We start from the raw sequence: 22,320 nt of genomic DNA, 5'->3' as shown, positions 1-22,320 counted from the left end.
GCACGCTCGCCGGCACGCGGCCGCCCGTCAGGGCCTCACGACGCGCGCACCGCGCCGCCCGCTCGTTTCCCGCCCCGAAAAGTTCGACACGCTCTAAAACACGCGGGCACACCACCCGCGTAACGCGTCGTGACGCCCGGCGTGTCGTGCACGCTCGCCGGCACGCGGCCGCCCGTCCCACCCACCCACGACACACACCGCGCAGCCCGCTCGTTTCCCCGCCCCGAAAATCCGCTACCATCGACCGATCCCGCCGCCCCGCCCGGCACCGCCTCACGTTTCGGACTTCGATGAACATCCGGTTTCTTGAAACCTTCGTCTGGCTCGCGAAGCTGGAAAACTTCCGGCTCACGGCCGAAAAGCTGCACACGACGCAGGCCGCCGTGTCGAGCCGCATCGCGTCGCTCGAGGAAGCGTTCGACGTGCGCCTGTTCGACCGCAACACGCGCTCGGCCACGCTCACGCCCGCGGGCCGGCGCATGCTGGCCTATGCGGAGCGGATCGTGCGGCTCGACGGCGAAATGCGGCGCGACATCGACGCGGCGAGCGACGCGGGCCTGATCCGGATCGGCGTGATCGAATCGATCGTGCACAGCTGGTTCCCCGCGCTGATGGCGCAACTGCGCGAGCGCTATCCGCGCCTCGACGTCGAGATCACGAGCGACACCACGCTGCACCTGATCCGCCTGCTCAGCACCGACGGCGTCGACCTGATCCTGCAGACCGACCCGGTGCCGGGCCCCGACTTCACGAACCTGCCGCTGTGCGAATTCCCGGTGCGCTGGGCGGCCAGCCCGCGCCTCGGGCTCGGCGGCCAGCCGCTCGACGTCGCGCGCCTGGCCGAATTCCCGATCATCAGCTTCTCGCGCCACTCGGGGCCGCACGCGACGATCGAGCGGCTGTTCGCGGCCGTCGAGCGGCCGGCCAGCATCAACTGCATCACGTCGGTCGCCGCGATGATCCGCCTCGTCGCCGACGGCTTCGGCGTGGCCGCGCTGCCGCCCGCGATCATCGGGCGCGAACTGCACGAAGGCGCGCTCGAACTGCTCGACGTCGAACCCGAGTTCCCCGCGCTGCCGCTCGTCGCGACGTACCGCAGCCAGGGCCTGCCGGTGGCCGCGCGCATCGCGGAACTGGCCAGCGAAGTCGCGCGCGCGATGTCGGCCGCCGCAAGCCACGCCAGGCCGGCGGCAGCGGTCACGCCCGATCGCGTGGACGACACACCCGCCCGTCCCGCGACGAAAGCAAAAGCCAAAGCGCCTGCGAAAACGAAGCGCACGGCGCAATCCGCACCGCCCGCCACCTCCCCCGCGAAACGCCGCCCGCGCCGCTCATAAGAAAACCTGTTCACCGCGAATTTGTTTTCTTGTTGGACGGGCGCGGCCCGTCTTCGGGACACTGCGGTTCCTGACACCCCCGTCACAAGGAACCCGCAATGACCCGCTTCCCCCTTCCGCACGGCCAGCTTTGCGTCTGGACGGATATCGACCCCGCGCACGAAGCCGATTTCAACGCGTGGTACGACCGCGAGCACATGCAGGAACGTGTCGCGATTCCGGGCTTCACGCATGCGCGGCGCTTTCGCGCGACCGACGGCGGCCCGCGCAAGTACCTCGCGCTGTACGTGACGGACGCGCTCGACGTGTTCCATGGCGACGCTTACCGGCGCGCGTTCACGCAGCAGACCGCATGGTCGCTCGCGAACTTCGAGCGCATGACGGGCACGCAGCGGCGCGTCGGCGAACTGACGATCGAGGCCGGCGACGGCGAAGGCGTGCATCTCGCGCTGTTCGTGCTGCCGCCGGATCGCATCGACGTGCCGCACCTGCGCGAGCGTTTCGACGAGGTGCTGCACGAACCGGGCATCCACGCCGCGCGGCTCTTTCGCACCGCGCCCGAGCTGTCCGCACCGATCGGCGCCGACGCGGCCGCCCGCCCGGCCGCCGATGCGCTCGTGCTGATCGAAGGCAGCGATGCAGCCACGACGCGCCGCGTGGCGGCCACGCTCGCCGGGCACGACGACGTGCGCACCTTCGAGCTGCTGTGGCGCGCCGCCGCACCGCTGCATGCGGCACGCGGAGACGTCGACGCCGAGCCCGCTGCCGCCGCCGCACTGCCGGCCTGATCGCCCGCGCCGGCCGCGCCGCCTGCGCGATGCACACCCGCGCATCGGCCCGGCGCTTCATCCCGTTCCCCGTCACGACAGGCCCGACACCATGAGCACTCTCGCCCAGCCCGCCGCCCACGCGCCCCGCCGCGTCCGCAACAGCCGACTCGCGACCGCGAGCATGATCGGCACGTCGCTCGAGTGGTACGACTTCACGATCTACAACACGCTCGCCGCACTCGTCTTCAACCACCTGTTTTTCCCGTCGGTCGATCCGCTGGCCGGCACGATCCTCGCGTTCTCGACCTATGCGGTCGGCTACGTATCGCGACCGCTCGGCGGCTTCGTGTTCGGCAATCTCGGCGACCGTATCGGCCGCCGCGCGGTGCTGATGCTCACGCTCGTGCTGATGGGGGTGACGACCGCGCTGATGGGCGCGCTGCCGACCTACGCGCAGGCCGGCATCCTGAGCCCGATCCTGCTCGTCGCGCTGCGCTTCGTGCAGGGCGTCGCGCTCGGCGGCGAATGGGCAGGCGCGGTGCTGCTGTCGGTCGAGCACGGCGACCAGAAGCGGCGCGGGCTGTCCGCATCGTGGACGCAGATCGGCCCGTCGTTCGGCACGCTGCTCGGCACCGGCTGCATCGCGCTCGTGACGCTGTCTACCACGTCGGGAGACTTCCTGTCATGGGGCTGGCGCGTGCCGTTCGCGGCCAGCGCGCTGCTCGTCGTGTTCGGTTTCTGGCTGCGGCGCGGCGTTGACGAAACGCCGCAGTTCGAACAGCTCGCCGAATCGCACGCGACCGCCGAGGTGCCCGTCGCGGACGTGCTGAAGTACCACTGGAAGCGCCTGCTGATCGCGGGCGGTTCGCGAATCGGCTCGGACGTGCTGTATGCGTTGATCGTCGTGTTCACGCTGACCTATGTGACGACCGTGCTGCACCTGTCGCGCCCCGTCGCACTGACGGCCGTGATGATCGGCACGGCCTGCAACGCGCTCGCGGTGCCGTTCTTCGGCGCGCTGTCGGATCGCTTCGGCCGCCGGCCCGTCTATCTCGCCGGCGCGCTCGCCGGCATCGTGTGGGCGTTCGTGTTCTTCGCGATGCTCGATTCGGCACGCCCGGGCGCGATCGTCGCGGCCGTCGCGATCGGCCTCGTGATCCACGCGGTGATGTACGGCCCGCAGGGCGCGTTCGTGACCGAACAGTTTCCGACCCGCGTGCGCTATGCGGGCTCGTCGCTCGCGTACACGCTCGCCGGCATCGTCGGCGGCGGCTTCGCGCCGCTCGTGATCGCCGCGCTGTTCCGGCAGACCGGCACGACGACGGCCGTCTCGCTGTACGTCGCCGCCGCGCTCGTCGTCACGTCGATCGCGCTGATCGCCGCGCGCGAAACTGCGCACCAGCCGCTCGCGGATTGAGCGTCGCCGCCCGTCGTTTCATTCCTTCGCACTTCAAACGGATACCCGCATGCAAACCCTGTCGTTCAACGTGATTTCCCGGCAACACGCACCGGCCACGGTCGACGTCGAGATCGAGCGCGTCGTGATCGCCGGCTGGGCCGGCCGCGATCCGGCCGCGATCCGCGCGCATATCGACGAACTCGCGGCGCTCGGCGTTGCACCGCCGTCGACCACGCCCTGCTTCTATCGCGTGTCGGCTGCGCTGCTCACGCAGGCGCCGTCGATAAGCGTGCTCGGCGCGCGCTCGGGTGGCGAGATCGAATGCGTGCTGGTCGACGGCCCGGACGGCACGCTCGTGACCGTCGGCTCCGATCATACGGATCGCGAAGTCGAGGCATACGGCGTCGCGGTGTCGAAGCAGGTGTGCGCGAAGCCGCTCGGCCGCGACGCGTGGCTTTACGCGGACGTCGCGGATCACTGGGATGCGATCGAGATGCGTGCGTGGCTGATCTCGCGCGATGGCGAGCGCACGGCGTACCAGCACGGCGCGGTCAGCGGCCTGCTCGCGCCTGACGTGCTGTGGCATCGCTTCGACGACCGCCGCACGATGCCCGCGCGCTGCGCGATGTATGGCGGCACGGTCGCCGTGCACGGCGCGATCGCGGCAATGGGCGACGGCGATGCGTTCGAAATGGAACTGCACGATCCGGTGCTCGGGCGCAGCCTTCGGCACCGCTATGCGGTGGAGGTGTTGCCGGTCGTCGCGTGACGGGCCATGAGGCATCGTGGGGCACACGGGTGCGACGGCTTTCCGTCACTGCGCCCGCCCCCTGCTAGTACGGCTGAAAGCAGTGATAGTCCGGGAAGTTGAACTGCGAGTTGTCGCAATACAGAAGACCGACCAGGTTGGTACACCCGCTCAACGCGAACATGATCGCCCCCGCAACCGACACTTTCCATCCGAAATGCAACATTGCGCCCCCGCTTTTGCTTTATCGACGTTGACCGCCATGATGCTCATCGGACGCGCCCGGGTATGTGGAAAATTGTTGCCCTGCGGGTTCTTCGGTTCGCCATGACGCGCTCCCGTGCCCGGGCACGGCCCGACGCACGGGAACGCGGACGACGTAACGCCGGCCGTGGCGCAAGCCACGGCGGCGGCCAAGTCCCACGCCGCCGCCCGTCATGCCTTGAACGTGACCCACGGCTTCAACCGGACGGCGCTGCGAATGAGGCCGGCCTGCTCCTGCGCATCGATCACGGGCCCGATCGGCTTGTAGGCTTCCGGCGCTTCCTCGATGCGGCGCTCGTCGCGCAGCGTGACGCAGCGCCACGTGCCCGGTGCCTGCTCGGTGCGCATCCGCCGCACCGCCTGCCGGCGCACGCTGCGGCCGGCGCCGTGGCTGCATGACCACAGCCAGTCGGGATGGCCGAGCCCGGTCGCGAGAAACGACGCATCGCCCATCGATCCTGGAATCAGCGCGAGATCGCCGTCGCGGGCGGGTGTCGCCCCCTTGCGATGGATGTTCATCCCGTTTTCGCGCAGCACGACGTTGTGCGGCACGTCGACCACGAGTGCCGAACGGGTTTCGCCGGTGAGCTCCGCTAGTTCCTTGCGAACCATCTCGGCAAGCACGACACGATTGAGCCACGCATAGCGCGCGGCCGTGCCCATCGCGACGAGATACTCGTGCGCCAGCTCGCCGGACAGGCCGTACAGGCCGCTTTCCGGATGCCTGACGCCTGCCGGCCATGCCGCGCGCGCCCGGTCCATCCAGCGTCGCCCGACGTAGAAGCCGACATCGCGCGACCCGCTGTGGATCATCACGACGACATCGTCCTTCGCGAGTCCCGCCCGGTAGGCCGCATGCCGATCGAACACTTCGTCGACCACCTGCAGTTCGACGAAGTGATTGCCCGACCCGGGGGTGCCGAGGCAAGGATCGCGAAATACCTCGCGCGACCCGACGTGTGCGTCCGGCGCATATTTCGCGCTGCCGTCGAACCGGTCGAGGCCGATGCACGACGACAGTTCGTCGATGAGCCGATCGCGGTCGACGTGCGCCCAGAGCCCCTGCCGCGCGACGCGATCGACGAAGGCCGCCGGGCCCGCGTCGAACAGCGCGCGGAATGCGTCGCTGGCGACCGGCACGTCGCGCCGGTCCGCGAGAATCGCGCGCGTCAGCCGCTCGACGAGTGCCGCCTCGAACGGCGCGAGCGCCGAGCGCTTGAGGCCCGTGGTGACGAGACGCATCCCGCAATTGATATCGGTGCCGATCGCGGCAGGAATCACGAACGCGTCGTCGGTCGCGACGATCTAGCCGACGGGCGCGACCCCGCCCGGATGAAAATCGGGCGTCGCGCACGCCTTGCACACACCCTGATGGCCGTCCGGCGAACGGACTGCCGCGAACGCGAGCAACTGCTGAACGGCCTTCTCCTCGAGCGGGAGCGAATCGGGCAACAGGACGGACGCCTGCGTCAGTTCATTGCGCAGGTGATAGATGCCGGCGTGATAGTCGACACGGATGCCTTGCCGTTGCAAGGCCTTTTTTAAGCGAGGAAATGTAGACATCGCTGCTGAAAATGAAAAAGGTACGACGCGACCTCCGGCTTTCCGGCGGTCGTGGGTACCTTCCTGCAGCAGCGTCGAGGAAGGGAGCGCGGATCATAGCAGAACGCGATTGCGTTCGCGCGCCGCCGTTGCTCACTTGAGACACCCGAGCCCCGCCAGCGTCGCCTCCACCGCCGTGTCGAGCGGCGTCACCGGCTCGCGGCCGAGCACCGCGGTCACGCGCGTGTTGTCGAGCCGGATCGGCTCGCGCCACAGGTAGCGCATCTCGAGCAATTCGCGCAGCGTCGTGACGAACGGCGCCGCGACCCACACGAACCACCAGGGGAACTTGCGCACCGTCGGCCGCAGCCCGTGCCGCTGCGCGACGCGGCGCACGGCCTCCGCCATCTGCGTGCCATCCTCATCCCAATGTCCGCCGAGGTGAAAGCGCGCGAACGGTTCCAGCGTGTCGCGCCGCTCGATCAGCTCGACCATCGTGCGCGCGGCGTCCGGCACATACGACCATTGATGCCCGATACCGTCCCGCCCCGGCACGCTGATGGCCGCGACCGGCTGCCCGGCCTTGACGAACCCCTGCGCAAACCAGCTGTTGCCGGTGAGCTTCGGCCCGAAGAAATCGCCGGCGCGCACGATGATCGTGCGCACGCCACGCCCGGCCGCATCCTGCAGCCGGCGCTCCAGCTCGACGCGGATCGCGCCCTTGCGCGTCGACGGATGCTGCGGCGCATCCTCGTGCAGCACCGGAAACGCGTCGGCGCCGTAGTTGTACACCGTGCCCGGCAGCACGACGGTTGCCTGCTCCGCCTTCGCCGCCGCGATCGTGTTGTCGATCATCGGCAGCACCTGCCCGGCCCAGTTCCGGTAGCCGGGCGGATTCACCGCGTGCACGATCACGCTGCAACCCCGCGCGGCCCGGACCACCGCGTCACGGTCCATCGCGTCGCCGCGCATCCATGTGATGCCGTCGTGCTCCACGACCTCGGCGCCGAGCCCGCGCTTCAGCGCGCGTACCTGCCAGCCCGCATCGCGCAGCTGCCGCGCGACTTCCCCGCCAATCCCGCCGCTCGCACCGAGCACGAGGGCCTGTCGTTGCGTTCCGCCTGCGTGGGTCGTCATTGCCGCTCTCCTTGAATGAACCGTCATGACACGCATTCTGGCGCGCCGTTGGCTACCAAGGAATTGCCGAACCTGATGGATCAGCTATACATTTATGCATGACCACCGATCTGAACTGGGAACGCTACCGCACCTTCCTTGCCGTGCTGACGGAAGGCTCGCTGTCCGGTGCGGCGCGCGCGCTCGGCATCACGCAGCCGACGGCCGGCCGCCACGTCGCGGCGCTCGAGGCCGGGTTCGGCCAGACACTGTTCACGCGCTCGCCGTCCGGCCTGCTGCCAACCGAGGCGGCGCTCGCACTGCGCGGCCATGCGGAGGCGCTGCGCAGCGCGGCGGCCGCGTTCGAGCGCGCGGCCGCGAGCCACGGCGCCGGCGTGCGCGGCATCGTGCGGATTTCGGCCAGCGACGTGATCGCCGTCGAAGTGCTCCCGCCGATTCTCGCGCAATTGCGGCGCAATCATCCGGGGCTCGTCATCGAGCTGGTGCCGACCGACCGCATCCAGGACGTGCTCAAGCGCGAGGCCGACATCGCGGTCCGGATGGCGCCGCCCGTGCAGGAGGCGCTCGTTGCGCGGCGCATCGGCGAAATCGATGTCGCGCTGTTTGCGCGCGACGACTACCTGGCACGCAACGGTGCGCCCGCGACGATCGACGAACTCGCGCGTCACGCGCTGATCGGCTTCGACACGGTCACGCCGTTCATCCGCTCGGCGGGCCGCGGCATGCCACTGTGGAAGCGCGAGGCGTTCGCGCTGCGCACCGACAGCAACCTGGCGCAGCTCGCGATGATCCGCGCCGGCTACGGGATCGGCTTCTGCCAGACCGGGCTCGCGAAGCGGGATACGCGGCTCGTGCGCGTGCTGCCGGACGGGCCTGCGATGCAGCTGGAAACCTGGGTCGTGATGCACGAGGACTTGCGGACGAGCCCGCGCTGCCGGGCGACGTTCGATGCGCTGGTGCGGGGGTTGCTTGAGTACGTCGACGGCGAGCAAGTGTGACCGTTGCGCGCCAGGAAGGGGGGGCACAACAGCAACCGCCTCGCCAGCACCTCTCTCGCCTGCGTCACTGGCCCCCGTCCTCCGGTTCGGACAATCCATAGCTGCCTGAGCAGAACGCGTGCGCGGTCAACGCAACGATTGTCTTATTCGGCGCTGTACAAGCCCTTGTAATCAATGTGGCCAAACATGTACGAATATCCCACCGCATCTTGCAGCCCTTCATTAAAGCCGGCCACCCACAGCGCCGCTGGCGCTCTTCTGATCGCCATACCAATGAAGTCCGGCTTTGCGATGCCCATCATGAGCAGGGATCGATTGAGGCCGAGCAGCATTAACGAGCCCGCACCGCCAAATAGGTAACCTCCGGCCCCTTGGAAGTAGACTGTCCCTCCTTCGAGACTCTTGGGGTCCGTCACGTCTACACCTTTGAACGAATCCGTCAGGAAAAGTCTGCCAGTACTTGTAAATTCGGTGGTAGCCCCCGTGCCGCTCAAGGAATCATTCTTTATCACTATTCTCGGAAGAGATAATTTTGAAAATTTGACAAGTGAAGCCAAGGCGACGGACCTTCCAATTCCGAATCCAGCGTAAGCATATCGATGCGATTCACCTTGAACATCACTGAGCGCAAACATACCGGCCTCGGAATTGAATGGACCATAACCAACCCCGGAGCCAGCACTTGTATTGAACCTCCATCGACTCCTTCTTAAAATCATTGCCCCAAATCCTCTCTAAACCGCACACCTCGAAATCCCGCGATCAAAGTAACCATCGCCAGAAACGTCAATAGCAATATGTAATCCCAGTGATCCGCAAAGGTGTCAATCGTTACCGACCCTTCCGGGTCGTCGCGATAGTAACGTACCTGCGTGGATTGACCGACCTCCAAATTCCACCATGAGCTCACTGAAGTTTCGCAATGCCGTCCGTCCTGCGCATCGAATACGATCACAGGATGGTGCTTGCCGAATTCGAAATGAGCCACCTTTCCGGTAGCGACCTCCGAGGTCGAGAGGAAATGAATATTCGAGATTACACAGTAGGCCGTTACGAGAGCGAGGACGCCACCAATCAACAACGCAAAATAATTTCGTCGCCTCATCGATCTCGGTTCTCTTTGATGTCAAAGCTTGCCGTGACGGTCCCGGCGCTTCCACCCAAGCTGCCTTGCAAGGTGTACTCCTGCTTGACTCGCGAAAATGAAAGGCTCACATGCTCACAATAGCTGCTTTCAGCGACAATCGGCTGTACCTCTGTGATCACAACATCTTCCATTGTGATTTTCAGGAAATCCAATGGAGTTCCACCAGACTTTCTGGCCGTCAGCACGACCTTAGGAATATGCCGCCCCGTCAGACAATAGCGCATAAGATTAGGACTTGCCCGATCAATTTGATGAATAAATTCCAGATCGTTAATTGTTGCCTTACCAGCCCCACCACCCGACCCGGAAAGCATCGATGATTGCTGAGATATCTTCCATCTCCATCCATCTACTTGAATCTCGTCCCGATGAAACTCATCCTGCGATTCACCGGAAATTCCGTCAATCTTGACAAACATATCCGACATGGTGCCTCCAGACACAGCAACGCCCAAAAATTCGACAAATCCGTAACAGTCAAATCGCACGACACTACCATGTCGCCACTCCCATTCATCTCAATATTGCCGAGACAAGATAGCGACAGAATGGAGGGGAGAATGTGGAATCATCACAATAGATTCACAAGCAAGCCATGCTCCGGCTCGAAATCCGCCCGTGCCGATCGGTGCGCACCGGCAGCGGATCGGCAGCTCACTGCATCACATCGGTTGGCACGACAAGCACGACGAACATGAGACATCCGGATTCGAACAATTTTCGGACCCGCATTGCTCGACAACATGATGTGACTGAGGTCACTGCCTCCAATCGGTCGACGTCGATCAGGTCGCAGCCAATGACCGTACGAGTCGTTGCGTCGATGCGCCCGATGTACGTCACATGCAGTCGATTCAAGTGTGGGAGTAGATCAGTGTCGCATTCGAGCGATTAACCCAATTCGACAATCTCATATTTTTTTATTCGGCAATCTTCGCCAGTGAATTGTGACCTTGGGTCAGACCTCGCCTTCCTGTATTCAGGGGTAGCCCGTCAATCCGGTGAGGAAGATACGAGTGGGTAGACACAATGACGCGGGTGGCAGACTGCAGTTGAAGCCCAATCCGGCAGGCCACCGGCCCCTGCCACCGCCTCGCGCATCGAGAAGAACGCGTGCGGCAGATGTCCGGCCTGCCGGGCCAGACGTGCGGGCTTTCGCATTTCAGACCGGCACGCCTGAACCGTCGTCCGGCTCGAAGCCGCTTCACATCAGCAATTGCCGCGACAGCACCTCGCGCGCCTGCTTGACGGTTTCGCGTTCGCCCGGCATCGGCGGCGTCAGCGAAAACACCGCGTCGGGCAGCGGCGGCAGACGGTATTTCGCGCCGAGCCGCATCATGCCCTCGCCGATCGCCGACGCGCACAGACAGCCCACACCGAGCCCCGCCGCCAGCATCGACTGCAGCCCCGCGACCCCCGACGCGCTGTGCACGAGCCGATAAGGCATGTGCTGCTCGTCGAGCGAGCGCACCGCGACCTGATGCATCATGCAGTCGTCCGGCAGCAGCACGAGCGGCAACGGCTCGGGCAACTGCTCGGCGAGCGTGGGTGAAGCGACCCACGACAGCGGCTCACGCCGCAGCACCCAGCGCGTATCGGCCGACGCCGGCCGGAACGGCCCGCTCGACAGGTGCATCACCACGCCGAGATCGACCTGCCCCCGCGCGTGCGCCGCCTCGATATCCGCGCTCTTCATCGCGCTGACGTGCAGGCTCAGTTGCGGGTAGCACTCCCGCAGCCGGGCGAGCAGGCCCGCGACTTCGTTCGTCCGGTAGTAATCGGTAATCGCGACGCGCAGCTCGCCCTTGATCGCCTGCCCGCGCACTTCGTCGAACGCGGCCTCGTTCAGCGCGACGATGCGCCGCGCGTGCTGCAACAGCCGCGAGCCGGCCGGGGTCGGCTCGACCCCGCGCTTGCTGCGCACGAACAGCGGCACGCCGGCGCGCGATTCGAGCTTGCGCACCTGCTCGCTGACCGTCGACTGCGACAGGTGCAGCAGCGGCGCGGCGGCCGTCAGGCTGCCGGCGTCCGCGACCGCCGCGAAAGTACGCAACTGATCCAGGTCGAAACCGCGCATCGCCATTCTCCATCCATCGAGTAACCCGATGGATGCTACCACCAATTCCCGCTTTTCCGATTCATTGCCGCCACCCAGAATGTCGGTCAATCGCCCGCCCCCGGTCGAACCGGCGCGCCCGACGGCACGTCCGGCCTGGATACGGCCCTCATTCCTTCGGACTTGCTTTCATGACCCACGACACCCTTGCCCCCTGCGTGCCGGCCGGCTCGGCCGCCGCGGCGCCGGCACGCAGCCACCACGGCTGGGCGCTGGTGGTCCTGCTGGTTGGCGCGATTTTGCCGCCGCTCGACTACTTCATTGTGAATCTGGCGCTACCGGCCATCCGCGACGGCATCGGCGCGCGCCCGGCCGAGCTGCAGTTGGTCGTGTCGGCGTACGCGTGCGCGAACGCCGTCGTGCAGATCACCGGCGGCCGACTCGGCGACCTGTACGGCCGCAAGCGCATGTTCATGATCGGGATGGCCGGCTTCGTCGTCGCGTCGACGCTGTGCGGGCTGGCCGGCAGCGGCGCGGTGCTGGTGGGCGGCCGCGTGCTGCAGGGCCTGTTCGCCGCGATCCTCGCGCCGCAGGTGCTCGCGACGATCCGCAGCGTGTTCAGTCCGCAGGAGCAGGTGCGCGTGATGGGCTTCTACGGCTTCGTGTTCGGCCTCGCGGCCGTAATCGGCCAGCTCGGCGGCGGTGCGTTGATCAGCCTGCATCCGTTCGGGCTCGGCTGGCGCGCAATCTTCCTCGTCAATCTGCCGATCGGCATCCTGGCGCTGATCGGCAGCTGGCGCTTCATCCCGGAAAGCCGGCCACCGCGCGGCCAGCGCATCGACGTGCCAGGCATGGCGCTGCTGTCGCTGTTCCTGCTGATGCTCGTCTACCCGCTCACGCACGGGCGCGAGGCCGGCTGGCCGCTGTGGATGGTCGCGTGCCTCGTCGGCGCGCTGCCGATGCTCGGCGCGCTGCTGGCGGTCGAGGCGCGCCGTCTCGCGAGCGGCCACGATCCGCTGCTCGACGTGCGCCTGTTCCGGAACCCCGTCGTCGCGCTCGGGCTCGTGCTGGCGTTCCTGTTCTATACGCTGAGCGCGTTCTTCCTGAGCTACGGGATCTATCTGCAGGGCTGCCTGAACTGGTCGCCGCTCGCATCGGGGCTCGCGATCCTGCCGCTCGGGCTCGGCTTCCTGTCGAGCCCGCTGCTGATGCCGCGACTCGTCGGCCGGTTCGGCGGCTATCGCGTGCTCACGCTCGGTTTCGCGATGCTCACGGCCGGCGTCGCGACGGCTGCCGCGCTTGCCGGTGCAGCCGCGCCAGGCGCCGGCTTCTACGTGGGGATCGCAGCGATCGGCATCGGCCAGGGCCTCGTGCTGCCGTCGGTCGTGCGGATCGTGCTCGCGGAAGTCGATACGGCGCGCGCGGGCGTTGCATCCGGCATGGTCACCGCGATGCTGCAGATCGGCGCGGCGGTTGGCGCAGCCACGCTCGGCGGCATGTTCTTCGCCCGGCTCGGCGCGCATCCGGCCGCGCTCGATTATGTGCAGGGCTTCAGAACCTCGATGTTAGCGCTGACGGCCGTGCTGCTCGCCTGCATCGCGCTGTCGGCGATGCTCGGGCCGCTGCATCGGCGGCTGCATGCCGGCGCGTGACGCGGAACCGGGCACGCGCCGCCGGCTCGGCTCGAAACGCGCGCGATCAATGCGCACCGCTCGCCGGCATCGGCCTTGTCGTTATGGCTTGCGTTGCGCGTGCCGCGCTTCCCACTCGGCCAGCTCGACGCGATAGCGCGCCAGTGCTTCATCGTAGAGATCGAAGACGCACGGCGAGCAGCCGCTGTTGCAGCAGTCTTCCAGTTCGGGCTGTACGGGCGGGGTCGGACGCGGATCGTCGATGGACGGATCGGTGGGGGCAGGCGTGGGCACGGCGAAAATCGAATGGCGGGAAACGTTCAGTATAAGGGGATGCCGCCCGGCCTGCCGGTGGTGACACCCGGCACGCGCCGCATCACATTCCCAGGATCGTCACCTGGTCGTGGCGAAGCCGAACTTCGCGCGTCCACGCGTCGACTTCCGCGATCACGCCGGCCAGTGCGGCGCAGCTTGCGTCGAGACGATCGACGAAAGCCTGTCGCGATCCGCTGAAAATGAAACCGAGCCGGTCGAGCGCATCGGTGCGCTGCGCGGCGTTGCCGAGCATCTTGCCCGTGCCGGCCAGTTCGGCGACGATCGCAAGCCAGTCGGCCATGCCGATACCGTTGAACGCGTAATGGTCGTAGTCGGGTATCTGCCGCGCGATGGCCGCCTCGAGCAGCCCGAACACTTCCTCGTCGAAGAACAGCGACCCGGCATTCCAGCAGGTGCGCGCATACGGCCCGCCCATGAGTTCGACGTACGCGGTGCCGTCGAGCGCCGCAAGATCCTTGATGACGCGGATATCGTCCATGTGTGTCGTCGGGATGTCGGGAATCGCGATGCAACGCCCCATGCGTCGCCGCGCGTTCATCCATAATGGCGCGATTGTCGACGAAGCGAACGGTGCTGTCGACGGCGCGTGACCGTTGCGCGCCCGCTCGCCGCAAACCGCGCAGCCGCGTCTTCCCCACCGACCGACAGGAGTTGCGTCATGGCCGAAGCAGTGAATCCGCCGGAAGTCTGGGCGCCGTTCGGCGCGTTCTCGATGGCCGTGATCCAGGGCGACGGCCGGATCGTGCATCTGAAGGGGCAAGTGGCGCTCGACCGCGACGGCCAGGTGGTCGGCCACGGCGACATGCGCACGCAGGTGCGGCAGACGCTCGACAACATCCGCGCCGTGCTCGCCACGATGGGCGGGCAGATGCAGGACGTGATTTCGCTCGTCCACTACGCGACCGACATCGATGCCTTCATGCAGGCCGGCGACATCCGCAAGACGTATTTCGCCGAGCCCTATCCCGTGACGACGACCGTCCAGGTCGAGCGCCTCTACCATCCCGATCTGCTGATCGAGATCACCGCCGTCGCCGAAATTCCGCTGGCGCGTTTTCGCCGGCCTGCACCGCGCGTGTGAATCGCGGCTGTCCCACGCCGCATGACGCGCCGGCCGTGGCATGCCCGACCGGCGCGCTTTCTCGCCACCCGCGTGCTTACTTCGCCTGCGCGCCCGGCTTCACGGCGCCCGCACCTGCCTTGTCGGCCAGCGGTTGCCACGCGGCGCCGAGCGAATACCAGTCGACGCGGCGCGTGAGCGTCATGATGCCGGCGAGAATCGCGAACAGCAGCAGCGAACCGAGCATCAGCGCGTTGTCTTCCGACAGCAGCAGCCCGTAGAGCGCCGCGTACAGCACCGCGAGCAGCGCCGCGAACACCGCACCGCGCTTCACGCTGTGCAGCACGAAGCTCAGGTAGAAGCCGAGCAGCCCGATGCAGGCACTGCTCGCCGCGAGATACGCATACGCGAACGCGATGTGTTCGGACAGGCTCAGCAGCAGCAGGAAGAACAACGCGAGCGACAGGCCGACCAGCGCGTACTGGATCGGGTGAATGCGCAGCCGCTTCACGAGCTCGTACATGAAGAAACTCGCGAACGTGAGCATCACGAACAGCGCGCCGTACTTCGTTGCGCGTTCAGCCTGCAGATAGACGTTCACGGGTTCGATCACCGACACCGATGCCATTTCGATCGCGCCTTCCCCGTTGCCGGTCGCGATTTGCTCACGCGCCTTCGTGTTGAACGACGTCACGCGCCAGTTGCCGGTGAAGCCATGCGCATCGACCGTGCGGTTGCTCGGCAGGAACGCGCCGTCGAAACTCGGATGCGGCCACGTCGACTTCAGCGAGAAATCGTTCTGGTCGCCCACCGGCGCGAACGCGACGGACTCCGCGCCCCGCAGCGGCAGGTCGATGCTGAACGGCACGACCGCCCCCGCGCTTGTTTCCGCCAGCGCCGCGAGATCGACGTTCGCGTGCACACCCTGGCGCAGGCTGTCCAGCCGCGTGCCCTGCTCGACGTCGAAACGCGCGCCGCCGATGCGCAGGTCGGGTTGCGCGGTCAGCCCGCGAATGTCGCCGATGCCGATCGCGACATAGGCGTCGTCGACCTTGAAGCTCACGTGGCCGTCCGCCTGCGGCAGCTTCTTCAGGTCCGGCAACGGCAGCGTGCCGGTCAACCGGCTCGCCAGCTCGTACACCAGTGCCTTGTGGATGCCGCGATAGCGGACGCTGGTCGTCAGCGTACCGTCGACGTTCAGCGTCTTCGGAAACACGAGCAGGCGCTTCGTCTCGCTTCTCAGGCTCGTCTTCGTCGCGCCGCCGGCCGGCGTGTCGTCGCGCACGCGCGTGACTTCCGTGTAATGCACGACGAGCACGGGCCCCGACACCGTCTGCGGCCCCGCATAGCTCGACCAGATGCTCTGCAGCGCATCCATGCGATACGCGGAGCGTTCCTGCACGATGCTTTGCACCATGTGCAGCGGGATCAGGATCAGCAGCGCGAGAAACGCGGTGATCGCGAATTTGAACAACAGGACTCGATTCATGGCCGACGGATACCGGAGTAAAAGTACCGTCAGCATGGGCAGGCCCGGTGAAGGGCGATTGAAGCCGGTGTGAAGCGAATGTGTGGCGAACGTGAAGCGCGCTCAGGCCGCCGACGGCAGCGTGAGCGTCGCGCACGCGCCGCCTTCGTCGCGGTTCGCGAGCGCGACCTGGCCGCGGTGCAGCATCGCGACCTCGCGGACGAAACACAGCCCGAGGCCCGTGCTGCGATCCTGCCCGTCGGGGCGTGGCAGCGAATAGAAACGCTCGAACACGCGCGCCAGTGCGTAGTCGGGCACGCCGGGGCCGTCATCGGCCACGCGCACGATCGCGACATGCGCCCTGCCCGCCGCCTGCCGTTCGAGCGCGATGCGGATCGTGCTGCCCCGCGGCGCGAAATCCAGCGCGTTGTCGAGCAGGTTGCCGAGCGCCTGGCGCAGCAGGAACGGATCGCCTTCGACGACCGCCGGGTCGGCCGTGTCGTTCGCGTCGATCGCCAGGTTCACGCCGCGCTGCCGCGCGCGCGGCTCGATATCGTCGACGAGCTGGTCGAGCACCGGCCGCAGCGCGACCGGTTCGCGCACCGACAGGCGCTGCTTCTGCTCGACTTCGGCGAGCGCGAGCAGCTTGCGGATCATCTGTTCGAGGCGGCCGGCCTGACGGCGGATGTTCTCGGTGAAGCGCCGGCGGTTCGCAACCGGCATGTCTTCCTGCAGCAGTTCGGCCGCGCCGCTGATCGCCGCCAGCGGGCTTTTCATCTCGTGCGTGAGCGTGTGGATGTAGGTTTCGACGTACTGCCGGTCCTCCAGCCGCTGATGCATGCTTTCCACCGCGCGCCCGAGCTCGGCCAGCTCGCTCGCGCCCTGCAGCGGCATGTCGGCCCGCTCGCCCGCCGCAATCGCGCGCGCATAGCGCTGCAGGCGACGCAGCCCGACCACCAGCCACCAGGTGCACGCGACGCCGATCAGGATCGCGCCGCCCATCAGCAGCGCGCCGTACAGCATGATCTTGCGCTGGCTGCGCGCGATGAACGGCGCGACCGTCTGGTTCGGCTTCGCGATCGTCAGCACGCCGATGATCTCGTTGCCGCGCCGGATCGGTGCCGCCACGTGCATCACGGTGCTGCTGTCGTCATTCGGATCGCTGCGTGTGCTGCGCGCGCCGTATTCGCCGCGCAGCGTCCGGTATACGTCGTTCCAGCGCGAATAGTCCTGCCCGAGCGCGCGGCCGGTCGAGTCGTAGCGCACGATGCCGTGCGCATCGGTGATGTAGAGACGGTAACCGATCACGTTCTTCTGCACGCCCCACACGTTCGCGCTGACCGGGCGTTCGTGCAGTGTCGCGAGCTGCCGCGCGAAAGCGCCGTCGGCGATATGGCCGCTGGCCATGTCGTCGGCGGCCAGCGTCGCGAGCACCTGTGCGGTATCGACGAGCGTGTCCTCCATCGCCTCGCGCACGCCGGGCTTCACCTCCTGCACGAACACACGCAACGTGATCAGCGCGGCCAGGCCGACGATCAGAAAAAAGCCGAAGAAGATGCGCAGGCCGATATGCATGGGCGGTGCCGGTCGTTACGGTTGCAGCGAATAACCCATCCCGCGATGCGTGCGGATCGGGTCGCGCTCGGGGTCGATCGCGCGCAGCTTGGCGCGCAGCGTCTTGATGTGCGTGTCGACCGTGCGGTCGGCGGAATCGAATGCCTCGTGCCACACGAGATCCATCAACTGCTCGCGCGAATAGATGCGCCCGGGATGCCGGACCAGCAGCGCCAGCAGCCCGAATTCGTAGCGCGTGAGATCCAGTGCGTGGCCGAGCCACGACACGCGCGCGCCAGCGGTATCGAGCGTGAAGCCCGGCGCGGTTGTCTCGGCCGGTGCCGGTGCCGGTGCCGGTACGGGTGTCGATGCCGATGCAGGCGCGGGCGCGGGCGTCGATTCGGGTGCGGCCGTCCGGTAGAAACGCCGCAGGATCACGCGCACCCGCGCCGCCAGCTCGCGTGGCGAAAACGGCTTGACCACGTAATCGTCGGCGCCGATTTCGAGCCCGACGATCCGGTCGATTTCATCGTGCCGCGCCGTGAGGAAGATCACCGGCACGTCGGAGAACGTGCGCAGCCGCCGACACACTTCGAAACCGCTGAGGTCCGGCAGGCCGACGTCGAGCACGACGAGATCGAAGCGCGCATCGCGCAGGCTGTCGAGCGCCGCCTGCCCGAGGGTGCAGTGGACGGTCTGCATGCCGTCGGTACCGAGGGCGTAGACGATCGTGTCCGCGATCGCCACTTCATCTTCGACGATCAGGATATTGGGTTGATGCATGGTCTCAGGCTGGGCTCGCGCGTGTCCGGTGCGACATTGTACGCACGGCCGGCCGCGGCGCGAGCCCCTGCCCGTCGCGCTACGCCACGCGGCCGGTCACTGGAATCGACGCGCCGGTGATCGCCTGCGCGTCGGCCGACAGCAGGAACCCGATCGTCGCCGCGATCTGTTCCAGCCGCACCCAGCGCGTGAAATCCGCGTCCGGCATGTCCGCGCGGTTCGGCGGCGTATCGATGATGCTCGGCAGGATCGCGTTCACCGTCACGCCATGGTCGAGCAGTTCGGCCGCCAGTGCCTCGGTGAGCCGCGCGACGCCGGCCTTCGCGGCCGCATAGGCGCCCATCCCCGCGCCGGCCTTGAACGCCGCGCCCGCGCCGATGTTGACGACGCGCCCGGCCGGGCTCGCCAGCAGGTGCGGCAGCGCGGCCTTCGATGCGTTCAGCGCGGTCTTCACGTTCAGTTCGTACATGCGGTCCCAGGTGGCGGCGTCGCCGTCGGCAATCGTCTGCCACACGAACGCGCCCGCGATGTTCAACAGCGCGTCGACCCGGCCGAATTCGCGCTGCACGGTATCGAGCGCCTGCGCGGCGGCCTGCGGATCGACGAGATCGATGCCGCCGATGCGCAGCGCGTCGGCCGGCACGCCGGGCAGTGCCGCTGCCGCCGGCGCCGCGCCGCGGCCGATCAGCGCGACGCGTGCACCGCGCGCGCCGAGCCACGCGGCCGTCGCGACGCCCAGATGGCCGAATCCGCCGGTGATCGCGACTGCCTTGCCTTTGAGATCGTGTTCCATCGATGTTTTCTCCTGGATCGAGGGTTGCTTGATGATGCATGTTGCATGGGTCATGCCGGCCGCGGCATGCATGCGCGGCCGGCAATTCGACACAGCGTAGCGCGTTCACGCATCCGTGCGCACGGCGACGAGGCTGCGGCGGCGCAGTTCTTCCGTCGTTTCGCCCTGGTTGTCCGGGCGCCAGCCCGGCGGCAGCAGCACGAAGCGGATCGCCGTCCACACGTCGCGGGCCGTCGCGACGTCGCGGGCGAGGCTCGCCCAGTGCTCCAGCTCGACGACGAACGGATTGCGCGAACGGGTCGGCGTGACGAGGCCGAAACGGCACGGCTCGTCGGCGCGTTCGGCGACATAGGTGCCGAACAGCCGGTCGAACACGATCAGCACGCCGCCGTAGTTCGCATCGAGATAGTCGAGGTTCGACGCGTGGTGCACGCGGTGCGCGGACGGCGTGTTGAACACGTATTCGAGCCAGCCGAGCTTCGGCATCCACGTGTTGTGCAGCCAGAACTGGTACATCAGGTTGAACGACAGGATCGCGAGCACGGCTTCCGGACGCACGCCGAGCCACACGAGCGGCGTGAAGAACATCGCGGCGCCGGCGATCTTGCCGGTCCAGCCGAGGCGAAATGCGGACGACAGCGTCAACTGGTTCGGCGAGTGATGCACCGCATGGGTCGACCAGAAGAAGCGCACGCGGTGCGACGCGCGGTGATACCAGTAGTAGCAGAACTCCTGGCCGACGAACACGAGCAGCGCGAGCGCGACGCTGTGGAGCGGGATCGTGAAGAGCCGGTGCGCCCACGCGAAATCGAACAGCGGCGTGGCGAGCGACAGCGGCACCAGCGCGAGCAGCTTGCGGCCCGCGAGATCGGCGAGCGACAGCCACACCTCGTTCCAGTCGAATGGTTCGGGCCCGCGGGCGCGGCGCCAGGTGAGCACGGCCGCCTCGACGAGCGAGACGGCGACGATGAAGAGCGTGACGTAGTACGCGAGCTTTCCGGTGGTCGTGAGCATGATGGGTCGTTCCTTCGGTTGAGTCGGACGCGTCACGGGCCGCACGGGCTGCCATCGCGTCGAATGGAACGCACTGTAGTGGGCGTGGAATGGAAAGACCACGCGGGAAATATGTCGCCGTATGTCGCGGTGAAGGGCATGCAGGTGATGCGTGGCGGCCACAGGCGCCAAGGAGCGGAAGCCGGGACGGTTTGCGGCCGCGCATGTGCATGTCCGGCGGGAAATGTGTCGCCGCATGTCGTGATGAAGCCGGTAGACGGTGCACACAACATGACATTGGCCGACGGATAAACCTGCGCGACATACGAACACGGCCGTCAGGAGGTATCCGGAAACCGATTCCTCGGACGGTATGCGACCGCCGCGCCATGTTGCGGAGAGGCCGGTTCCGGTCGCACGTGGCGTACTGCATGCGTTCAACTGGATGCGTTCAATTCGCGTGATGCGGCTCGACACGACACACGCATGGATCAGCCGGCAAATATGTCACCGCGTGTCACCTCGACACACTTTCGCGCTGCGCACGACACGTTCCGCCCCATACCGCTGCACTGTGCCTTCACGCGACCGCATCGCCGGAAACCTTGCCCGGCGCGGCATGCCCGCGATCGGCGCGGTCGGCACACGCATTCGTCGTACCTCGAAACAGCACGCCACGTGTAACACCGCGACATCTTTTATGACGCGACGGGCGCGTGTCGTCGCCCTAAAGTTCGTCCCGTCGCCACGCCACTGCGTGCACCGAAACGAACCGCAAGGACACCCGATGAAAACCCGCTTCCTCGTCACCGCCGCCGCACTCGCCCTCACCTGCGCGCCGGCCTTCGCCGGCTGGTCCGGCCACGGCACCGCGTACACGCCGCGCGGCACCTACAACGGCGCACACGCCGGTTCGTGCGGCGGCGGCAGCTGCTCGCATGCAGGCGGCGTGATCGGCCCCGGCGGCGGGATCGCGACCAATACCGGCACCGTCACGCGCACCGCGCCCGGCCAGTTCTCGAACAGCGGCACGGCCGTCGGCCCGAACGGGCGCTCGGTCGAACACAGCGGCGACACGAGCTGCGCCGACGGCACCTGCTCGCATACCGGTTCGCTGACGGGCTCGGACGGTCGCAGCGCAACGACGTCGGGCAGCGTGACGCGCAACGGCGCGGGCCAGTATTCGTCGAGCGGCACGATCACGGGATCGAACGGCAATACGGCCAGCCACACCGCGTCGACGAATTGCGCGGGCTCGACCTGCTCGCGCTCGGGCACCGTGACGGGCGCCGACGGCGCAAGCGTCACGCATTCCGGCAGCGCGACGCGCGTGGCGCCGGGCGTCGTGACGACGTCGGGGGGCTCGACGGTCGTACACGGCGGCACGGTCTCGACCGGCGGCACGACCGTGATCCACGGCAGCACGGCGGCAGGCGGCACGGTCGTCGTGGCCGGCGCTACGGTGCCGGTTCCTGTCCCGGTGCCCGTGCCCGTCGTGCCGCCTCCGCCCGCCGCGGTGGTCGTGACGACTCCGCCGCCCGCCGCCACGGTCGCTGTCGTGGCACCTGCGCCGGCACCTGCCGCCGTCGTGGTCACGCCCCCACCGCCCCCGCCTGCCGCCGTCGTCGTCACGCCGCCGCCGAAGGTCGTGCATGTTGCGCCGCCGAAGGCCGTCGTGGTCGCACCCGCGCCGCGCGTCGTCTACGTCGCGCCGCCGCCGCCGAAGGTCCTGTACCTCGCGCCGCCGCTGCCGCGTGCCGTGTACGTCGCCCCGCGCGCCGTGTATGTCGCTCACCCGCCGCGCGCCGTCGTCTGGGTGCCCGGCCACTGGGCCGGCCGCATGTGGGTGCCCGCGCACTGGGCATGATCCGGCACCGCTCCGTCTTGTTTCGTTTTCCATCCGTTTCATCAACCACCCGGCCGGCGCAGACCGTCGGCCACGCAAGGAGAAACCCCATGAAGTCCATCAAGAAGATGATTGCCGTCGTCGTTTTGTGTATCGTCTCAGCAGCAGCGTCGGCCCAGCAGGTGCCGCCCGGCGCGGCGAACGGCGGTGCACGCGTCGAACGTGCGCTGATGCAGCTGCAGGCCCGCTTCGCCAGCGCGAACACGACGCATGACGGCAGGCTCACCCGCGAGCAGGCCGCCGCGGGCATGCCGATGGTCGCGCAGCATTTCGACGAAATCGACACGCAGCACAACGGCTACGTCACGCTCGAACAGCTCGCCGGCTTCATGCGCCAGCGCATGGCGGCCCGTTGAGCCCGCACGACGATCCGGCCGCGCACGCACCGGGAGGCAAGC

At 67.3% G+C, this 22,320-nt stretch carries 22 protein-coding genes and 1 pseudogene; 9 read left to right on the top strand and 14 right to left on the bottom strand.

The genetic code is table 11. The features are described from left to right. Positions 1-290 precede the first annotated feature (290 nt). The 4 genes from ACPTTF_RS21785 to ACPTTF_RS21770 all read left to right on the top strand — a co-directional run bounded on the left by ACPTTF_RS21785 (position 291) and on the right by ACPTTF_RS21770 (position 4,275). Positions 291-1,337, top strand: coding sequence for a LysR family transcriptional regulator (locus ACPTTF_RS21785; protein ID WP_166950930.1), 1,047 nt, complete (start codon positions 291-293; stop codon positions 1,335-1,337). 98 nt (positions 1,338-1,435) lie between these two features. Next, positions 1,436-2,125, top strand: a complete 690-nt coding sequence (locus ACPTTF_RS21780) for a hypothetical protein (protein ID WP_423368145.1) — start codon at positions 1,436-1,438, stop codon at positions 2,123-2,125. Then, on the top strand, positions 2,067-3,524 hold the full coding sequence (locus ACPTTF_RS21775) for an MFS transporter (protein WP_423368144.1): 1,458 nt from the start codon (positions 2,067-2,069) through the stop codon (positions 3,522-3,524). Before ACPTTF_RS21780 ends, ACPTTF_RS21775 begins: the two co-directional genes overlap by 59 nt. 49 nt (positions 3,525-3,573) lie before the next feature. Further along, a complete protein-coding gene (locus ACPTTF_RS21770) occupies positions 3,574-4,275 on the top strand; it encodes a DUF2848 domain-containing protein (protein ID WP_423368143.1) in 702 nt (233 codons plus the stop codon). Between the two features lie 64 nt (positions 4,276-4,339). Here the strand turns inward: ACPTTF_RS21770 and ACPTTF_RS21765 are convergent, their stop codons facing one another. The 3 genes and pseudogenes from ACPTTF_RS21765 to ACPTTF_RS21755 all read right to left on the bottom strand — a co-directional run bounded on the left by ACPTTF_RS21765 (position 4,340) and on the right by ACPTTF_RS21755 (position 7,197). Continuing rightward, on the bottom strand, positions 4,340-4,480 hold the full coding sequence (locus tag ACPTTF_RS21765; protein WP_423368142.1) for a hypothetical protein: 141 nt from the start codon (positions 4,478-4,480) through the stop codon (positions 4,340-4,342). Positions 4,481-4,689: 209 nt separating this feature from the next. Further along, a pseudogene (locus ACPTTF_RS21760) lies at positions 4,690-6,081 on the bottom strand (RtcB family protein). A 132-nt stretch (positions 6,082-6,213) separates the two neighbouring features. Then, positions 6,214-7,197: an NAD-dependent epimerase/dehydratase family protein gene (locus ACPTTF_RS21755; protein WP_423368141.1), complete on the bottom strand. Its 984-nt coding sequence runs from the start codon at positions 7,195-7,197 to the stop codon at positions 6,214-6,216. A gap of 98 nt (positions 7,198-7,295) precedes the next feature. On the opposite strand from ACPTTF_RS21755, the gene ACPTTF_RS21750 reads away from it, so the two are divergent. Further along, positions 7,296-8,195: a LysR family transcriptional regulator gene (locus ACPTTF_RS21750; protein ID WP_423368140.1), complete on the top strand. Its 900-nt coding sequence runs from the start codon at positions 7,296-7,298 to the stop codon at positions 8,193-8,195. 143 nt (positions 8,196-8,338) lie between these two features. Here ACPTTF_RS21750 and ACPTTF_RS21745 read toward each other — a convergent pair whose 3' ends face one another. The 4 genes from ACPTTF_RS21745 to ACPTTF_RS21730 form a co-directional block, all read right to left on the bottom strand. After that, the gene (locus ACPTTF_RS21745) at positions 8,339-8,830 is read right to left on the bottom strand and encodes a hypothetical protein (protein WP_423368139.1); all 492 of its coding nucleotides are present in this window, start codon (positions 8,828-8,830) and stop codon (positions 8,339-8,341) included. An 80-nt stretch (positions 8,831-8,910) separates the two neighbouring features. Beyond that, a complete protein-coding gene (locus ACPTTF_RS21740; protein WP_423368138.1) occupies positions 8,911-9,300 on the bottom strand; it encodes a DUF3592 domain-containing protein in 390 nt (129 codons plus the stop codon). Beyond that, positions 9,297-9,770 (bottom strand): Hcp family type VI secretion system effector, encoded by a 474-nt coding sequence (locus ACPTTF_RS21735; RefSeq protein WP_423368137.1) that lies wholly within the window; start codon positions 9,768-9,770, stop codon positions 9,297-9,299. Before ACPTTF_RS21735 ends, ACPTTF_RS21740 begins: the two co-directional genes overlap by 4 nt. Before the next feature lie 776 nt (positions 9,771-10,546). Continuing rightward, the gene (locus ACPTTF_RS21730; RefSeq protein ID WP_423368136.1) at positions 10,547-11,419 is read right to left on the bottom strand and encodes a LysR family transcriptional regulator; all 873 of its coding nucleotides are present in this window, start codon (positions 11,417-11,419) and stop codon (positions 10,547-10,549) included. A gap of 170 nt (positions 11,420-11,589) precedes the next feature. On the opposite strand from ACPTTF_RS21730, the gene ACPTTF_RS21725 reads away from it, so the two are divergent. Next, a complete protein-coding gene (locus ACPTTF_RS21725; RefSeq protein ID WP_423368135.1) occupies positions 11,590-13,050 on the top strand; it encodes an MFS transporter in 1,461 nt (486 codons plus the stop codon). An 81-nt stretch (positions 13,051-13,131) separates the two neighbouring features. Here the strand turns inward: ACPTTF_RS21725 and ACPTTF_RS21720 are convergent, their stop codons facing one another. Both ACPTTF_RS21720 and ACPTTF_RS21715 read right to left on the bottom strand, forming a co-directional pair. Further along, positions 13,132-13,323 carry an oxidoreductase-like domain-containing protein gene (locus tag ACPTTF_RS21720; protein ID WP_021158182.1) on the bottom strand — a complete coding sequence of 64 codons (192 nt, stop codon included), beginning with the start codon at positions 13,321-13,323 and terminating at the stop codon, positions 13,132-13,134. A gap of 82 nt (positions 13,324-13,405) precedes the next feature. Next, positions 13,406-13,843: a hypothetical protein gene (locus tag ACPTTF_RS21715; RefSeq protein WP_423368134.1), complete on the bottom strand. Its 438-nt coding sequence runs from the start codon at positions 13,841-13,843 to the stop codon at positions 13,406-13,408. A 180-nt stretch (positions 13,844-14,023) separates the two neighbouring features. Here ACPTTF_RS21715 and ACPTTF_RS21710 point away from each other — a divergent pair, with 180 nt between their 5' ends. Continuing rightward, positions 14,024-14,446: a RidA family protein gene (locus tag ACPTTF_RS21710; protein WP_166950898.1), complete on the top strand. Its 423-nt coding sequence runs from the start codon at positions 14,024-14,026 to the stop codon at positions 14,444-14,446. Between the two features lie 76 nt (positions 14,447-14,522). On the opposite strand, the gene creD is transcribed toward ACPTTF_RS21710, so the two are convergent. From creD to ACPTTF_RS21685, 5 genes are all read right to left on the bottom strand, one after another. Continuing rightward, complete coding sequence (gene creD, locus ACPTTF_RS21705; protein WP_423368133.1) at positions 14,523-15,914, bottom strand: cell envelope integrity protein CreD; 1,392 nt, start codon at positions 15,912-15,914, stop codon at positions 14,523-14,525. Positions 15,915-16,016: 102 nt separating this feature from the next. Next, a complete protein-coding gene (creC, locus tag ACPTTF_RS21700; protein WP_423368132.1) occupies positions 16,017-17,468 on the bottom strand; it encodes a two-component system sensor histidine kinase CreC in 1,452 nt (483 codons plus the stop codon). 15 nt (positions 17,469-17,483) lie between these two features. Next, positions 17,484-18,230, bottom strand: a complete 747-nt coding sequence (creB, locus tag ACPTTF_RS21695; RefSeq protein WP_423368131.1) for a two-component system response regulator CreB — start codon at positions 18,228-18,230, stop codon at positions 17,484-17,486. Positions 18,231-18,309: 79 nt separating this feature from the next. Further along, on the bottom strand, positions 18,310-19,023 hold the full coding sequence (locus ACPTTF_RS21690) for an SDR family NAD(P)-dependent oxidoreductase (protein ID WP_423368130.1): 714 nt from the start codon (positions 19,021-19,023) through the stop codon (positions 18,310-18,312). A gap of 105 nt (positions 19,024-19,128) precedes the next feature. Continuing rightward, positions 19,129-20,037 carry a sterol desaturase family protein gene (locus ACPTTF_RS21685; RefSeq protein WP_423368129.1) on the bottom strand — a complete coding sequence of 303 codons (909 nt, stop codon included), beginning with the start codon at positions 20,035-20,037 and terminating at the stop codon, positions 19,129-19,131. 766 nt (positions 20,038-20,803) lie between these two features. On the opposite strand from ACPTTF_RS21685, the gene ACPTTF_RS21680 reads away from it, so the two are divergent. Further along, complete coding sequence (locus ACPTTF_RS21680) at positions 20,804-21,883, top strand: hypothetical protein (RefSeq protein WP_423368128.1); 1,080 nt, start codon at positions 20,804-20,806, stop codon at positions 21,881-21,883. Between the two features lie 89 nt (positions 21,884-21,972). Then, a complete protein-coding gene (locus tag ACPTTF_RS21675) occupies positions 21,973-22,278 on the top strand; it encodes an EF-hand domain-containing protein (protein WP_081058806.1) in 306 nt (101 codons plus the stop codon). Positions 22,279-22,320: the final 42 nt, after the last annotated feature.

Source organism: Burkholderia crassaminum, from assembly GCF_964265005.1.
Classification (GTDB): Bacteria; Pseudomonadota; Gammaproteobacteria; order Burkholderiales; family Burkholderiaceae; genus Burkholderia.
The sequence above is the reverse complement of the archived record's forward strand: the minus strand, read 5'-3'. Positions and strand labels throughout refer to the sequence as shown.

Excerpts from the sequence above, each read along its gene's own strand:
- ACPTTF_RS21755 (WP_423368141.1), bottom strand. The coding sequence starts at position 7,197 with ATGACGACCCACGCAGGCGGAACGCAACGACAGGCCCTCGTGCTCGGT.
- ACPTTF_RS21680 (WP_423368128.1), top strand. The coding sequence starts at position 20,804 with ATGAAAACCCGCTTCCTCGTCACCGCCGCCGCACTCGCCCTCACCTGC.
- ACPTTF_RS21730 (WP_423368136.1), bottom strand. The coding sequence starts at position 11,419 with ATGCGCGGTTTCGACCTGGATCAGTTGCGTACTTTCGCGGCGGTCGCG.
- ACPTTF_RS21715 (WP_423368134.1), bottom strand. The coding sequence starts at position 13,843 with ATGGACGATATCCGCGTCATCAAGGATCTTGCGGCGCTCGACGGCACC.
- ACPTTF_RS21750 (WP_423368140.1), top strand. The coding sequence starts at position 7,296 with ATGACCACCGATCTGAACTGGGAACGCTACCGCACCTTCCTTGCCGTG.
- ACPTTF_RS21745 (WP_423368139.1), bottom strand. The coding sequence starts at position 8,830 with ATGTTTGCGCTCAGTGATGTTCAAGGTGAATCGCATCGATATGCTTAC.
- ACPTTF_RS21675 (WP_081058806.1), top strand. The coding sequence starts at position 21,973 with ATGAAGTCCATCAAGAAGATGATTGCCGTCGTCGTTTTGTGTATCGTC.
- creC (WP_423368132.1), bottom strand. The coding sequence starts at position 17,468 with ATGCATATCGGCCTGCGCATCTTCTTCGGCTTTTTTCTGATCGTCGGC.
- ACPTTF_RS21740 (WP_423368138.1), bottom strand. The coding sequence starts at position 9,300 with ATGAGGCGACGAAATTATTTTGCGTTGTTGATTGGTGGCGTCCTCGCT.
- creB (WP_423368131.1), bottom strand. The coding sequence starts at position 18,230 with ATGCATCAACCCAATATCCTGATCGTCGAAGATGAAGTGGCGATCGCG.
- ACPTTF_RS21735 (WP_423368137.1), bottom strand. The coding sequence starts at position 9,770 with ATGTCGGATATGTTTGTCAAGATTGACGGAATTTCCGGTGAATCGCAG.
- ACPTTF_RS21780 (WP_423368145.1), top strand. The coding sequence starts at position 1,436 with ATGACCCGCTTCCCCCTTCCGCACGGCCAGCTTTGCGTCTGGACGGAT.
- ACPTTF_RS21690 (WP_423368130.1), bottom strand. The coding sequence starts at position 19,023 with ATGGAACACGATCTCAAAGGCAAGGCAGTCGCGATCACCGGCGGATTC.
- ACPTTF_RS21765 (WP_423368142.1), bottom strand. The coding sequence starts at position 4,480 with ATGTTGCATTTCGGATGGAAAGTGTCGGTTGCGGGGGCGATCATGTTC.
- creD (WP_423368133.1), bottom strand. The coding sequence starts at position 15,914 with ATGAATCGAGTCCTGTTGTTCAAATTCGCGATCACCGCGTTTCTCGCG.
- ACPTTF_RS21775 (WP_423368144.1), top strand. The coding sequence starts at position 2,067 with ATGCGGCACGCGGAGACGTCGACGCCGAGCCCGCTGCCGCCGCCGCAC.
- ACPTTF_RS21770 (WP_423368143.1), top strand. The coding sequence starts at position 3,574 with ATGCAAACCCTGTCGTTCAACGTGATTTCCCGGCAACACGCACCGGCC.
- ACPTTF_RS21725 (WP_423368135.1), top strand. The coding sequence starts at position 11,590 with ATGACCCACGACACCCTTGCCCCCTGCGTGCCGGCCGGCTCGGCCGCC.
- ACPTTF_RS21685 (WP_423368129.1), bottom strand. The coding sequence starts at position 20,037 with ATGCTCACGACCACCGGAAAGCTCGCGTACTACGTCACGCTCTTCATC.
- ACPTTF_RS21710 (WP_166950898.1), top strand. The coding sequence starts at position 14,024 with ATGGCCGAAGCAGTGAATCCGCCGGAAGTCTGGGCGCCGTTCGGCGCG.
- ACPTTF_RS21785 (WP_166950930.1), top strand. The coding sequence starts at position 291 with ATGAACATCCGGTTTCTTGAAACCTTCGTCTGGCTCGCGAAGCTGGAA.